A 15,080-nucleotide genomic window follows, 5' to 3' on the forward strand; every position below is an offset into this window, starting at 1 on the left:
GGATTAAAAGGGATTTAAAAATTAAAAGAGGTAAAATCAATTTGGGAAGAAATTTTGTTATAACGTTATTCATTTGTGTATTAAGTATTCTACTCAAAATTATAATGCTTGTTCTAAATGTGAATGGCATTTACGTGCAAGGCACCAACTTTTCTCAGGACACTATTAACCTCACTATAAATACCGTAATCTTATTATCCGTTACCACGATTATTATGTATAAACTAAAAGATAAAACTTTAAAAACCTTTACTGTTATATGTTCGACCTTTCTCATAGTAAGTAATTTTTGCTGGTGGCTGCTTATAGATAGTGATACTGCATACACTACTTTTTATTCTCCTAGCAGGAATGAAGCTTTTGTGGTTAAAGAAACGCGTCATAGTGAGGTCTATCAACTGTTGAAATTTAAATTATTATCAAAAAAACTTGTGGATATTCGTGGTGATGATGGTTACAGAATGTTTTACGAGGATAATTACAAATTAGAATGGATAGATCATAACAAATTGAAAATTCATTATCTATTTGATCCAATAAGTCCTAGTGTTTATAAGGATGTAACTGTTACATACAAGGAATATTAAATATCTAGATATACTAACAGCCTTTAGATTTGCCAATCTAAAGGCTGTTTTGATTGTTGAAACAGGTATTACATTAGCCCCAACTTATTTTTTTACTTCGTCCAAAGTAGCTTTAATATCACTTTATAAATCTTATTGTTTAAAAAAGAGTATTCCTAGAAATATCCTAATAAAAATAAGTTTGATCGATAACACAAAAGAATTAGTCATCATTACAGGAGTTCCTTTTGATAGCAATAGCACTCATGCACTCTATCGTATTCACGAATAATCTTTTCCTTTTCAGGCCCTGTATAATGGGCAAATGCCTGAACTGGCTGTAAATAGTGGACTGAGCTACTAAGGGCTTTTTTTATTTCCGTAGATGTTTCAAGGAATACATGTAAATAAGATGCCGTGGTTTTAAAATTGTTTTTTAAATACCATTTATTTACCCAGTGATCATCCCGAGTCCACGCTTCAAGATAAGTAATCCCTAGCTTTCTAACTTGATTTTCTGCTTCACAAAGCAGTTGATTGGCAATTCCCTTGCGACGAAAATCTGGATGAACAGCAAGATGCCAGATCATACCTCCAAGCCCGCTCTCTAAACCGGAACAAACCGTGCCTTTTTGAGATTCACATTCAACATCAATAAGTCCCACAATTTGCTTATTTTCTAAAGCCACTAGCTCAACAGCTGAATTTTTATATTTCTCTTTCACTCTAAGAACGTTATCAAAATAAGCAGTGTCCAAGAACGATAATACTCTACACCGAAGCCATTCAGTTTCATCTGTTTCTTTATAATCTCTTATATACAAGAAAATCCTCCTAAACTTATTAATCGCTTAAGAAGACCTTTTCTTTTATCACTTATAAATTTCCTCGTTTATACCAAAAGTTTTTATTTAGTGGGGTAAGAAAGTACTATTACGGATACTTTTTTAAACGTATATCTTTCCAATCCATATGTATTGTAACCTTAACTAATCAACGTTAAGGCGAGCTATTAAAATCGTTAATGCTAAAAAAGCTAAGTTTCTTAGTGCGATAAGTAAGAAACTTAGCTTTATCTTTTATTTAGATACTTTAACAACTATACCATTTACATTGATTGCTTTGATTTTTGATAAATCTAACGGAGAAGAAGGTAGAAATTTAGCTTTAACGCTTTTATTATCACTAAAGTTTTGTAATGAGTCGAGTGATTGAATGCTTCCATTTTTCATTTTCACACTCACTTTTATGTTATCAGTATCTTTAAATTGGCCTTTTCCATATAGCGTTACACCTAGAGATGAAAGGGTCATTTTAGTCGCTTTCCAACTGCCAAAGTCTTCATTAAAGTTCAGGCTTTTTTCATTTTCTACAGAATGCAGTTTAAATGTAGTGCTCCAATCACCCTTTGTAAAATTACCGTTAGATACAAGGTGTCCCATCAGCTTTAACTTACTAAGATCTTCATTATTTACATCAAAAATATATTCTACATATTTATTTCCATAAACGGTTTTCCCTGATTTATCTACTCCATAATGGACGCTAGAAGAAGCATTTATCTGCTTTCCAAAGGAATCAACTAAGTAAAAATCTCCGTGGCTATCGATATCGTCATCGGACCATTTTGTTTGAACGTGAAGTTGACCATCCACAATTCCAATGTTCGATACATGCATAAACTTTATTTTTGGTAGAGAAAGAGTGGTTTCGTTAGGTTTCAAGATTTCTATCTTTTCACCTTTTTCAAGTTTATCAAACATCTCTCCACCACCTCCAGACGTACTATCTGAGTTAATAGAAACTGTCGCTACTTCTTCATTTTTTAAATCTGCTAAGTGAGTGTCTACATGAATACCATCATGGTTATGCTTGTGGCTAAGGAAAGAGCTTATTTGGAAATTTATTTTTTTATGGTTTAAGTTTGTGCCTCCGTTTGCTTGAACTCGTAACGTCGCTGTGTTTGTATCTTTATCGTAGTCAACAATTTGGCTATTAAACATATGCCCTTCAGTTAGTGTGTAATCATAAAGGTCCAACGTTTTGTCTATGCGGTTACCGGTTAAATCTTGCATCGTAACATAAATAACAGCCATTTCATCATCATTCATGGCACCTATAACCTTCATTTTTATTCCTTTATCTTCACTAGTGGTTTCAATAGGCTGAAGAAACAAAGCAATGTCAGGACTAACAAGAGATAGTAAGTGGTTAAAACTTGGAAAGGCCGCTGCACTTACACCTGCAGAGCCTATAAGGAATAAGGCCGCGGCAGCCGGAAATACAATTGCTTTTTTAAATGTTCTTCTTGGTTGCTCCAATTTAGCCTTTTCTACACCGAGTTTGGCTCTCATATGTAATTCTTTTGGAATTTCAATTTGTTCAAGTTCTTGTTTTAGTTTATTCTTCATAAATACCAACGCCTTTCACTTGTTTACGAAGTTTAGCTAAAGCACGATATAAAATAGATTTTGCCGTGCCCAAAGGAATGGTTAACGTCTCAGCTATTTCCCTAAAAGAATAGCCTTCGTAAAATCTTAAAATAACCACACTTTTTTCATCTTCATTTAATTCTTCTACTAGTTGGTGAAGGGACAATGTAAGGGGAATATCTTCAATGTCTGAACCGATGATTTCCTCATGTTCTGGATGTAATTGAACGACCTTGCTATTTTTTCTTAGATGATCGATTGCGCACCTAATGGTAATTTTAATTAACCATGTCTTAAAGTACTCGGGCCTTTTTAATGTATTTATCTTTTTAAAAGAACGGTAGGCTACTTCTTGCACTACATCAAGAGCATCGTCCTTATTTTTGACATATACATAAGCCATTCGATAAATATCTTGTTCATATGTCTGAAAAAGCTTCAAAAAGGCTTTATCATTACCTTTTTGAGCTTTTTTAACGATCCTAATAATTGAAATTCATCCTCTCTGCTTTTTCCTTTTATACCTATTAGACAAAGTTACTTGGCATTTGGCTTAAAGTTTTATAAAAAATAAGAAGATAAAAAAACAAGAAATACATATCCCTTGTTTTTGCTCACTTTATTCAACTTAACACCACTTTTTACAAGTAAATTACTGAAAAGCAATATACTCTATTTCCTTTTTCTCGTTTATGTAGTTTTGTATGTTTTTGTTAAAAGGACGAGTCACGTCGATGTATACAAAATGTACCTTAACTAGGTCCTCCACAAATATAATAAGATACCCTCCGTACCAATTTTAACAGTATATTCACCTAAAAATATTGTTGTTAGAAATGCCGCATGCCCAAACTATTAAATATAAACAAAGCCGCCTGTACACATATAAAGAATAGATGACCTTCATTATGTATAAACTGAATTTTTATAATTTTTTAAATTCATTAACGTATACTTTTATGGATATGTATCTTTACATATTATGGAGTATGGTCAGTTCTCAGAGAAAAAAATTCCATTTAACATTAATTATTAATAAAATTAAAAGACTACATTGCTAAGATGTAGTCTTAATAGGTAGGACAATTTCAAAAATAGTTCCTTGCCCATTATTGCTATGAACTTTAATAACTCCTCTATGTTGATCTATAATTTGTTTGGCTATAGACAACCCTAATCCATTGCCTCCCGTTTTTCTATTCCGAGATTTTTCTCCACGATATAGTGGTGTAAATATATGAGGAATCTCGCTAGGTGAAATTCCAATACCGGTATCTTTTATAATTATTTTGCAATATTCTCCGTTTATAGTTGTAACCGTGACACATACTTCTCCTTTATTAGGAGTATACCTTATAGCATTTCCTATTATGTTTTCTAAAGCTCTAGATAAGAGATACTGATCTCCATCTATAATGATAACCTCTTCACCATTATAATTAGATTGTAAGCTTATCCCTTTCGTTAAGGCTGCTGGATAGAACCCTTTAATCGTGATATCAACTGTATCAGTTATATTGATTTCTTTAAATTTAGGTGTAGGTTCAACATAATTAACAGTAGTAAAAGTATGTAAATCATTAATCAGTTCATTTAAAATATTTGCTTTCTTATAACTAATATTAACATATTTATTAATTTTTTTCGGCGTATTGGCTATTCCTTTTTTTATTCCTTCCAAGCACCCGCGAATAGAAAAAAGAGGAGTCCGTAAATCATGTATGATAGAGGATATAAAAATTTTTCTTTCCTTTTCCATTTCATTCTGCTTATCCAGGGACTCTTTTAATGTTTCCTGCATGCATACTATAGCTTCAGAAAGTTGATTTATTTCCTTTACTGGAGTATGGGGTACATTAAAATTAAAATTTTGTTTACTTACTGAGTCAGTAGCTTTCCTGAATTCCTTCAGTGGAAAAAGTATTTTTCTTTTAATAAACCTTACACTAATTACTAAAATTAAAACAAAAATAGTTAACCAAATAAACGCTCCTCCCCATTCATTGATTACATAGGATATCCATCTGTTAGGGGTATGTTTCGTCTCAAAAGTACGATTATCTTGTACATAGACTACGCCTAGTAACTTGCCATTAGAATAAACCTTATATTCTTCCAAGAAACTTGACAATCCCACCTTATTTTTGGAAATATCTGAGTTTAATTCATATTTATTAGAATTGTTAATGTTAGAAAATATTTGCTTTTGTTTTCGATCTATTAGCTTTATTTTAATTCCTAATGTACTAGTTTTTTCATTAATTGATCTCTGCCATGATAAATTATTCCATTGTTTCACATCATCTAAAACATACTTCTTCATCCATGTATCTAAGTTATCCAATTCCACATTCTTGTAAGGAGAGTAAAAATTTTCATACAGATGAACAGTTAATCTTGTAATAAATAAAGGAATGACTAAAAATAAAATTAAAAAGATTAAGGCCCATTTCTTTATAGATAATTGAAAATTAGTCACCTGAAACTCCTTCTGCTTTATACCCTACTCCCCACACTGTAGATATTTTAAAATCATTTGTTTTTTCCTCAATTTTATCTCTTAATTTACCAATATAGACTCTTACACTATGAAAATCCCCCTGGTTATAGCCCCAGATTTTCTCAATAATTTGGTCATATGTAAAAACTTGATTAGGATTAGTCAAGAAAAGCTTGATAAGATCGAACTCTTTCGCTGTTAGGGTAACTTCTTCATCCTGTATAAATAAAGATCGTGTCAGTGTATTTAATTCTAGACTTTTAAACCGTATAACTTCATTTGTTTTATTTTTCAATTGATTATTAAAATTAGTTAGTCTTCTTTCAATTGCCTTAATTCTTGCTACGATTTCCCCTGGAGTAGCATCTTTTACAATATAATCATCTGCTCCAATGTTTAATCCTCTAATTTTATCCGTATCGTTTTGTAAAGCACTGAGGAAAATGATTGGCATACTATACAATTCCCTTAAACTTTTACAGAGAGTGAAACCCGACTCTTCTGGCATCATGATATCCAACAATATAAAGTGAATGTCTATTTCAGAAAGAATTGCTTTTGCCTTTTTTCCGTTTGTAGCTTTATAGACTTTATAACCTTCAATACTTAGAAAATCCTCTAATAATTCAGCTATTTCTTCCTCGTCATCTACAATTAAAATGTTTTTATTCATAATAGGTTCTCCTCATTAATTAAATTCCACTTAATTATAACAATAAATTCTTTTTGTGTTTATTTTTGTTAATTTTGATACTTTTTTTATATTTATTGAATAATATCTTTAGATATTTTTCTTAATATAAACCCTATAAGGGGGTTATTAATGATGAAAACTATATTAAGCCTTGAAGATATTACAAAGGTATATGGTGAGGGCTCTAATGAATTTTACGCACTAAAAAATGTAAATGTGACAGTCAGAGAAGGCGAATTCCTAGCCATTATGGGGACTAGTGGTTCTGGAAAATCTACTTTGTTAAATATGATGTCTGGTCTAGATAAGCCGACAACAGGTGAAGTGATTCTGGGTAACCAAAAGATTAACAATTTAAATGATTCTGCTTTAACAACTTTAAGAAGGGATAATATAGGGTTTATATTTCAATTTTTTAATTTAATACCCGTTCTCACAGCTTTGGAAAATGTTACTTTACCCATTGACCTTGCAGGAAAAAGAAAAGCAGAAACGAAAGGAATAGAAATTTTAAAACTTTTAGGAATTAGTCTATTAAAAGATTCATATCCTTCCCAAATGTCTGGTGGGCAGCAACAACGTGTTGCAATAGCACGGGCATTAGTGACAGAACCTAAAATTATATTGGCTGATGAGCCAACTGGTAGTTTGGATTCTAAAACAGGAAAAGAGATTTTAAATATTTTGAGACATTTTTGTGATAATTTAAATCATTCCCTTGTAATGGTTACTCATGATGCGAATGTAGCATCCTATGCCCATAGAGTGATTTTTTTACAAGATGGAACAATTCATGATGAATTAGTATTGAAAACCGAAAATTTATCTGCTAAAGAAAAAGTTTCTAGTATAACTGCAAGAGTGGAAGGTATTTTATTATGAGTTTAATTTTTTCTCTAGCAAACAGTTTTCTTAAATCAAAAAAAAGCCGGACAATATTATCTATTATAGGGATTTCAATCGGCTTCATGTTACTTATTTCTTCCAATATATTAATGAGTACTTTAGAAAAATCAAATGAAAACATAGTTGAGGAGAAATACGGTAATTATGATTTAATAGTAGGTTATCAAAAATCTAGTTTATTTTTAAATAATAGCGATGTAGATAAAATTAATGAATTTGACAATGTTCAACAAACCAGCCCATTTCTTTATCCATACATTGGTAAAGGTAACCCTTATAAAAAAGAGATTGAAATACAACCAATGTATGTGGGATTAAAAAATGATTCTTTATCAAAGGAGCATGAATTCACGAAGCTATCTTCAGGTCATTTACCTGGAAAGTCTGAAGTGGTTATTCCATATAGCTGGGCCAAAACAAAGAATTTAAAAATAGGTTCTAAATTAACTTTTCCATTTCCACCAAATGAAGAAAAAACCGTACGTGTATCAGGAATTATGAAGAAAAGTGAATACCTTCACTCGGTTGTTTTATTCCAATATGATTGGTTAGCTAAAGCTACTTCTCAAAATAATCATGTTACAACACTAATGATTAAATTAAACGACTGGCATGCGAAAGGACAAGTAATAAATCAATTAAAAGAGATTGATCCTAACTTTTTTATTGATAGACAGGTAAAAATGGATAAAGAGCGCGAGCAATTAGGAGGACTAAAACCTGTTGTTCAAGGATTAAATATAGCAGTATTAATCGGGAGTGCCCTTTTGTTAATTAGTACATTGCAAATGTCAATTCAGGAAAAGAAAAAAGAACTAGCTACTCTAAGGTTGTTAGGTGCAAAGAAGTCACAAATAGCATGGTTAGTTATTTCCGAATCAGTAATTATTGCAACTTTATCTGCTATACTAGGTGTCATTTTTGGTATAGGAATCTCTTTTATCCTGAAGGGTATAATAACAAAAGTGAGTGGAATATCAGTACAAAACATTTATATTGAATGGCAATCCATTATGCATAGCGTTTTATTAGGTATTCTTATAACAATAGTAGCAAGTATAATTCCTGCTACTTTAGCTAGTAAATTATCTCCTATTCAAGCATATAGACAATCTATTGATACAGAACATAAAACAAGGATTGTTTTACCAACTATTAGCGTTTGTTTAGTTTTCCTATCTGTTGCTCTAAGCTTTTTTAATTATATAAAAATCCACAATCCTAAGATCTATATACTTTCAGCTGCCATATTAATTTTATCTACATTCGTTGGTATTTCTTTCTTGTTAAAATGTACAGTTAAAGTATTATCCTTTATAATTAAACCTTTTTTAAAACAATATAGTCTATTAGCAAGTCGTAATACGATTAGGCAGTTACGAAGAAGCATACAAATAGCAGGTGTAACCATGCTAGGCGTTATCATAAGTATTGTTGGGATAAGTGTTTTAACTACAGTTAGAGATACAACGGAGAAATCAATATTAATGAAATACCCTCTAAGTCATGTAATTGACTCTAATTCAGAGTATGATGAACCTGGATTACCGTTAACTTTTTATAAACAGGTCGACAGCATTCCTGGGGTAAAATCAGTCCCAGTTTATAAAGATATTACGGTATTCACTCAAAATTTTGATAAATCTAATGTTAAAAAGAATTCAAAGCTTATGTTGTACAATGTAAATAGAGAAAGTGAAGTGATGACAGCTCTACAAGGTGTAGACTTTAATAAGATGAAGAACAGTTTACCCTTAAAAGTAACTAAAGGAATTATAAACACAAACGAATTAAACCAAGGTGGAGTGGTCATAACAGATTATGGTTCTAAAGTGTTAGGCTATAAATTAGGAGACTACATTAAATTTATTCATGATACGGAATTAAATTTTAAAGAAGATAAACTTGAGTATAAAGATGAAAAGTCTAAAGAGCAAATACTCCGTCTAAAAGTAGTTGGTATTATAAAGGATTATCCTATGCAAGAAGGTCCTGACATAGGTATCTACACTTCACCTGAATTTATGAAAAAACGTTTTAATGTAGATAGTATAAATGAAGTTTATTATAAAATACTTGATAAAAAATCTCAAAGTGATATAGAGAATAAGATTGAAACTTTAATTGGAAGTCAGCCTTCATCTAAAGTTATATTATATAACCGTCAAACTGAATTAGAGACGTTATATAATCAATTTAATCAGAGGGTTACCATTCTATTATCATGTGTTGTGTTAATTTGTCTGTTAGCTATGATAGGGCTAATGAATGGTATGGCAAGTAGCCTTCAAGAACGTTCACGAGAGTTTGCTACAATTCGTGCTTTAGGAAGTAAGACCAAAAGTATAGTTCGTTTAACATTAGTAGAAGGCGCTATGGTTACATTAGGTAGTGGAATCCTAGGAGTTCTTTTTGGATCCATACTATTAAACCAACTACTACTATCCCTTGATAATAATAGTGTTACTCTCCCTTGGAAGATGATATTAATTTGCTTAATTATTACTCCTATAATGGGTTTAATTGCAACCTTAATTCCAGCATTGTATTTGTCGAAAAGGGATATCCTTAAAGAATTATCTGAGTAATAATATAAGCCAGCTATGATTAGCTGGCCTTATTTAATGGTTCCTTTTTTAAATTTAACAAAACTAAATTATATAAATCTCATTATAAGGTCCAAAATAAAAATCATGTGCAGGCATACAATAACGTATTTTCACCACATAAACTATATTTTTCTGTACAAGCCTATATATATACCATACACTTTTTATACATCTTTCCTCCACTCAGGCATTGAGTGAATGCCTCTGTATCAAATTTGAGAGCATATCCTCTGGTACTTCAAGAGTATTAGCAGTTGAAAAGAGACTTGGCTGAAAAACACCATTCTGATAGGGTGGCATACACAGAAGCAAAGGCACCATTTATAACAGATGTTATTAAGAAAGCTAAAAATGATAAGAACCACCTATAACGCGCATTAAGTAAAATTACTTGTAATAAATTGCACTTAATAAAAAAGAATCTTTTGCCTAAATGTGCAAAAGATTTTCAAATTTATTAGAATAGGGCCGGTAATACGTTATTCTGCCCAGATTTATAGATTCATATACATACAAAGTTTCAAAACTTTATAACAACAAATAACGTATTACTACTCTAAAAATTAATACGTTTTAAACATACTGTAAAAGTAGTATGTTTAAACGGAATACTTTCTAAAGAGATGCTTCCACCCATTTGTTCAATCAATCTCTTCGTAATAGTTAATCCTAATCCACTTCCTTGATAGCGACTGTTCCTTGAGTCTTCCAGCGTATACATTCGCTCAAAGGCTCGTTCTTTATGTACTTCACCTATTCCTTTTCCTCTATCTGATATTTCTATATAGATATTATCTTTATCTTTTCTAAGCTTTAAACCTATCATTTTACCATCAGAACCATACTGAATGGCATTAGAAATTAAATTATGAAGAACCCTTTCAACTGCACTTTCATCTCCTCTAACAAAGAGTGATTCTTCTGGTATTTCAATAGATACTTCAAATTCTTTATTGATTAAAATTTCGTAGTAATCCAATATTATTTTCCGGCTAATTTCGCATATATCAATTCTCGAAAAGCTTAATTTCTTGTCTCCGGATTCAAGCTTTACAAGTTCGAAAAAACGATTTATTAACTCTAGCACCTCTACAGTTTTTAAATTAACGGTTTTTAACAAACTCATCATTTTTTCTGTACTTAGACTTTTATCATTATTTATAATTTCAATATAACCTAAAATGACTGTTAGAGGTGTTTTTAAATCATGTGAAATATTTGATAGCATTTTTCTTATTGAACGTTCTACGTTATGGTAATCTGCCACTGTCTTTTGATTGTGTTCTAGAAGACGGTTTATTTGTTTCAATAAAGACTTTATCTGATTATTGTCTGTATATAATAATAGTCTTTCACTTGTTTCTTCATCAATAATAGCTTTGAGCTTACTTTCTATGTATCTCACTTCTGCTTTATGTTTTAATCGCCTATGAATCAGAAATATGTTTATACAAATAGAACAGGCCAATAAGATGACGACCAGGTAAAACATTTTTATAAATCCCCCAATTTATAACCTATTCCCCATAAAGTCTTTATGTACGTTGGATGAGAGGGATTGTCTTCAATTTTTTCTCGAAGCCTCCTAATGTGGACGTTAATTACGTTTTCATCTCCATGATATTCATCTTCCCATACGGCTTTATACAGTTGTGACTTCGTATATACATGAGTAGGATTGGAAATGAATACTTTTAGGATGTTAAATTCTTTTGCTGTGAGGCTAATATCCTTATCAAGCTTTTTCACAGAAAAGCTGTCCATATCGATACTTATATCTCCTATTTTTATGACCTTGCTTTGACTTTCTTTTTTTAACTGCGATGAGTGCATATAATGTAATTCTCTTCTTATAATCGCTTTAATTCTCGCTAATAATTCAATCATAGAGAACGGTTTAGCAATATAATCATCAGCACCAAAACCTAGTCCAAGTGCTTTGTCTACGTCTTCATCTTTTGCAGACATAATAAGAACAGGAACCATACTTTTAGAACGAATTATTTTTAAACATTCCATGCCATCCACTTTGGGCAGCATAAGATCAAGTAAAATAACGTCATATGTTTGTACATTAAGTATTTCTAAAGCTTCCTCGCCATCAAAAACAGCGGTGACTTCATATCCTTCTTTTACTAAACCCTCTTTAACCATCTCACTTATAAATGGATCGTCTTCTACAATTAGTATCTTGTGACTCAACACTTTCCACTCCTAAAACCTTTAGTATGTTTAATATTCTATTGACATAAAAAATAACAATTAATTACATTATAATCCTTTTTATGAAAAATGTTATAACTAATTAATATAGCGTTAAAAAAAGTTAGTAGTAAATAAACGGTATAAATTCTTTATCTATAGTTTCGCTAAGATATTCATTAAAAAAATGCTACCTTAATGTCGATGAAGATAGCATTTTCAATAAAGAATTTGTTATTAGTTTATTTCAAGGATTTTTACCAAACGTATTATAATGATTAATTTGTTACATTAATAACGCCGTTGTTACTTAATAAATTTAACTTATTGGAGCCCTGTCCAATTTTCCCTTTTTGAAGCTTTTCAGTATCTGTGTTTTTCTTAAGTCTATTGAGTTTAAGTTTTACATCGGAGGAATAACTTCTAGCAGCCACGGATAGAGAAGTTGGGGCTTGTTTATAAGAAACGCTGACGTCGCCAGAGTCACTTTCTACAGCTAAGGATTTTCCTTCTTTTATATCTTTAATTGAAACCTCTCCATCTTTAGAAGTAACCTTAATCTTTGAACCATTTACATTTTTCATATAGTTATCGCCACTTGTAGAGGAAATGTTTAAATTTCCAAAAGTACTATCTTCCATACTTAACGTTCCATCCTCGGATACAAACATTGCTGTATTAGCTGAAAGGCCTTTTATTTTTTTATCACCAGAGTTGTTGTGAACTATAAGATTATTAGTAGAAATTTCACTCAATTGGATATCACCATATTTATTATTTAAGTCAATTTTGTTTATTTTTGAACTTGGAATGGCAATAGAAACTGTACCTTTCTTTCCAAAAGTAAAGCTTCCCAAAAAGCCACTTTTCTTTTGATCCTTTTGCTTGATTATTAATGTTTTTCCATCTTGTTTAAAAGTGACACGTTGTTTTTCTTTTTTCTTCCCTTTAGCTGATACAATTACTTTATTTGAATTACTTTTCTTCAACCTTATATCCCAAGATTCATTATCTACTTTTAAAGCATCAACACTCTCGATATTGTAAGACTTATTTTTTTCAAAGCCTTTCGCTTGTGCAACATTGTCATTGAAAGTGAACCCACAAATTAAAACTAAAGCTACAGAAGTTGATACAATCTTCTTCATCTCTTTTCCTCCTATTTCTACTCTTAGAAATTATGTATTATGCTATGTCAACACTGTCTACCTTTCTTATTGCCAAGTAACCTATTAGAAGTCCAAGAAGACAAAGTACGCCAGGAATTGCTACAATTTCATACAAACTTACCGTCTCTCCTCCACTGGAAATTGTTGCATTAATTAAGAATCCAATCACTAGAGACGAAGTTATTGTAGTAGCAACTGATTTCTTCCTCATACCAAAAAATAAAGGAATTAAACTCACACCAGCCATCATAAGCGCGCCAATAATAGTTGAAGGTACTGTAGAAATAATGTCATTGACTTTCACAGGTTTTTCAACCAGATATATGTGCGGGTTGATCCAAAAAATCAATAAATCGATAATAAAAGTAGCAATAATAATACTGACAAAACAGAATACGAAAACAATAAGCAGTTTCGCTTGCATTAACTTTTTTCTTTTTAATGGATAAGTGAATAACAACTGAATTGTTTTATTTTTATATTCATCAATTACTAGCCGAGACAAAATGACACTAGAGAAACAAATAAATACAATTCTAATAAAAATATTAGCTAACGACATAAAGTCCGCATAATCTGGATACATAGGTTCAATTTCATTTCTTGATCCCCATCCCATAAGTGCAGCTATAAAAAAGATAGCTAAAATGCAAATGACTATATTTTTTATATACCTTGATAATCGGTGTTTTTTGTATTCTAATTTCATTAGTTTTAACATTTTTAAAAGCTCCCCCCCAATGGAATTTAAGACGTTTCAATTTAATGATTTTTAAGCGATAATGTATACTGTAAATGATACTAGCTAACTAATGATGTTATAAAAAGTTGGACGGTGAGATGATATAAGTAATTAAATGTGAATTCCTTCACTATTCATTGAACTTAAAAAGTACTCTTCTAGTGAACTGTTCTTTTTGTTGATACTTTCTATACCAACATCATTCATAACGAATGCTTTAGAAATCTCTTGCTGAGTTAATATTGTCTCATATATACGTATCATCTCTTCACCAATAACTCTAAAGTTTTTTATTCCTAAATTTTGTTCTAAAATATACAAAGCTTTTTTTATATTTTGAACCTGTACTTCTATATACTCAGTTTGTTTTCCGTTGATACTCTTCATAGAAACTTCTTTTATTAATTTTCCATTTTGAATAATTCCGATTGTATCTGACATCTGTTCCATTTCAGCTAAAATATGACTAGATATTAATAAGGTAATTCCATAATCTTTACAGAGTATTTTAAAAAGGTCTCTTAATTCCTTTATACCTATAGGATCGAGTCCATTAATTGGTTCATCTAAAACTAGAAGCTCTGGCTTTGTAGAAATAGCTCTAGCTATTCCTAACCTTTATTTCATTCCCAATGAAAAATCCTTCACTTTTTTGCCTTCAATATTATGTAACTTAACAAGCTCTAGAGCTTGAGTAATAGCTTCGTTATCGTAATAACCCATATACTCGCAGTGTAAAGATAAATTTTCTCTAGCAGTGAGCTGGTCATAAAAAATTGGATATTCGATAATAGTTCCCATACGCTTTAATACTTCAAATGATGTGTTCGTTAATTTCTCACCAAAAATCTCTATTTCACCACTCGTTGGCTTGATTAAGTTTGTGAGCATTTTCATAATCGTCGTTTTACCAGCACCATTCGGACCTAAGAAGCCATAAATCTCTCCTTTCCTCACGTGCATATTAACTTCAGAAACAACCTCTTTTCCCTTAAACGACTTTGTAAGTTGGTTAGTTTTCAATATATATGTCATTTATTTTCTCCTTTTCAATTTATATGGTTATTGTATAAAATGAAATTTTCTTTTCTCTTACTTAAATCTTACGTTTTTCTTAATTTTCTTTTTATATAAAGTGGAAGTTTATCTTTTACTCTAAAAAAAGAGTTTATATATAAATAGCTGCCTGTTTAAGCACTTGTTTGTCTTTTTAGCAAGCTAAAAGGTTTGCTAAAACAGCGGTGTATAAACGATAAATTG

General features: G+C 31.0%; 11 protein-coding genes and 1 pseudogene. 2 read left to right on the forward strand and 10 right to left on the reverse strand.

The window, feature by feature from the left end; translation table 11 throughout:
- Positions 1–799: 799 nt before the first annotated feature.
- From U9R83_RS18290 to U9R83_RS18310, 5 genes are all read right to left on the reverse strand, one after another.
- A complete protein-coding gene (locus U9R83_RS18290; RefSeq protein WP_328575457.1) occupies positions 800–1,396 on the reverse strand; it encodes a GNAT family N-acetyltransferase in 597 nt (198 codons plus the stop codon).
- A 249-nt stretch (positions 1,397–1,645) separates the two neighbouring features.
- Complete coding sequence (locus U9R83_RS18295; RefSeq protein WP_328575356.1) at positions 1,646–2,977, reverse strand: DUF4179 domain-containing protein; 1,332 nt, start codon at positions 2,975–2,977, stop codon at positions 1,646–1,648.
- Positions 2,967–3,494, reverse strand: a complete 528-nt coding sequence (locus tag U9R83_RS18300) for an RNA polymerase sigma factor (RefSeq protein WP_328575458.1) — start codon at positions 3,492–3,494, stop codon at positions 2,967–2,969. Before U9R83_RS18300 ends, U9R83_RS18295 begins: the two co-directional genes overlap by 11 nt.
- Before the next feature lie 561 nt (positions 3,495–4,055).
- Positions 4,056–5,477 carry a sensor histidine kinase gene (locus U9R83_RS18305; protein WP_328575357.1) on the reverse strand — a complete coding sequence of 474 codons (1,422 nt, stop codon included), beginning with the start codon at positions 5,475–5,477 and terminating at the stop codon, positions 4,056–4,058.
- A complete protein-coding gene (locus tag U9R83_RS18310; RefSeq protein ID WP_108674853.1) occupies positions 5,470–6,171 on the reverse strand; it encodes a response regulator transcription factor in 702 nt (233 codons plus the stop codon). The genes U9R83_RS18305 and U9R83_RS18310 overlap by 8 nt, the downstream gene beginning before the upstream one ends.
- 150 nt (positions 6,172–6,321) lie before the next feature.
- Between U9R83_RS18310 and U9R83_RS18315 the strand changes: the two genes are divergently transcribed.
- Positions 6,322–7,074, forward strand: coding sequence for an ABC transporter ATP-binding protein (locus tag U9R83_RS18315; RefSeq protein WP_328575358.1), 753 nt, complete (start codon positions 6,322–6,324; stop codon positions 7,072–7,074).
- Positions 7,071–9,686 (forward strand): ABC transporter permease, encoded by a 2,616-nt coding sequence (locus tag U9R83_RS18320; RefSeq protein WP_328575359.1) that lies wholly within the window; start codon positions 7,071–7,073, stop codon positions 9,684–9,686. The genes U9R83_RS18315 and U9R83_RS18320 overlap by 4 nt, the downstream gene beginning before the upstream one ends.
- A 577-nt stretch (positions 9,687–10,263) precedes the next feature.
- Here U9R83_RS18320 and U9R83_RS18325 read toward each other — a convergent pair.
- The 5 genes and pseudogenes from U9R83_RS18325 to U9R83_RS18345 all read right to left on the reverse strand — a co-directional run bounded on the left by U9R83_RS18325 (position 10,264) and on the right by U9R83_RS18345 (position 14,855).
- Positions 10,264–11,199, reverse strand: coding sequence for a sensor histidine kinase (locus U9R83_RS18325; RefSeq protein ID WP_328575360.1), 936 nt, complete (start codon positions 11,197–11,199; stop codon positions 10,264–10,266).
- A gap of 2 nt (positions 11,200–11,201) precedes the next feature.
- Positions 11,202–11,909 carry a response regulator transcription factor gene (locus U9R83_RS18330; RefSeq protein ID WP_208733027.1) on the reverse strand — a complete coding sequence of 236 codons (708 nt, stop codon included), beginning with the start codon at positions 11,907–11,909 and terminating at the stop codon, positions 11,202–11,204.
- Positions 11,910–12,187: 278 nt separating this feature from the next.
- Positions 12,188–13,057, reverse strand: coding sequence for a DUF4097 family beta strand repeat-containing protein (locus U9R83_RS18335; protein WP_217027091.1), 870 nt, complete (start codon positions 13,055–13,057; stop codon positions 12,188–12,190).
- A gap of 37 nt (positions 13,058–13,094) precedes the next feature.
- The gene (locus tag U9R83_RS18340; RefSeq protein WP_014458877.1) at positions 13,095–13,799 is read right to left on the reverse strand and encodes an ABC transporter permease; all 705 of its coding nucleotides are present in this window, start codon (positions 13,797–13,799) and stop codon (positions 13,095–13,097) included.
- A gap of 132 nt (positions 13,800–13,931) precedes the next feature.
- A pseudogene (locus tag U9R83_RS18345) lies at positions 13,932–14,855 on the reverse strand (ABC transporter ATP-binding protein).
- Positions 14,856–15,080: the final 225 nt, after the last annotated feature.

Origin of the sequence: Priestia sp. LL-8, from assembly GCF_036227845.1 — a bacterium.
Lineage (GTDB): Bacteria > Bacillota > Bacilli > Bacillales > Bacillaceae_H > Priestia > Priestia zanthoxyli.

Bases quoted from the DNA above. Each gene is read 5' to 3' on its own strand.
- U9R83_RS18295 (WP_328575356.1), bottom strand. From the start codon at position 2,977: ATGAAGAATAAACTAAAACAAGAACTTGAACAAATTGAAATTCCAAAA.
- U9R83_RS18310 (WP_108674853.1), bottom strand. From the start codon at position 6,171: ATGAATAAAAACATTTTAATTGTAGATGACGAGGAAGAAATAGCTGAA.
- U9R83_RS18315 (WP_328575358.1), top strand. From the start codon at position 6,322: ATGATGAAAACTATATTAAGCCTTGAAGATATTACAAAGGTATATGGT.
- U9R83_RS18320 (WP_328575359.1), top strand. From the start codon at position 7,071: ATGAGTTTAATTTTTTCTCTAGCAAACAGTTTTCTTAAATCAAAAAAA.
- U9R83_RS18325 (WP_328575360.1), bottom strand. From the start codon at position 11,199: ATGTTTTACCTGGTCGTCATCTTATTGGCCTGTTCTATTTGTATAAAC.
- U9R83_RS18335 (WP_217027091.1), bottom strand. From the start codon at position 13,057: ATGAAGAAGATTGTATCAACTTCTGTAGCTTTAGTTTTAATTTGTGGG.
- U9R83_RS18340 (WP_014458877.1), bottom strand. From the start codon at position 13,799: ATGTTAAAACTAATGAAATTAGAATACAAAAAACACCGATTATCAAGG.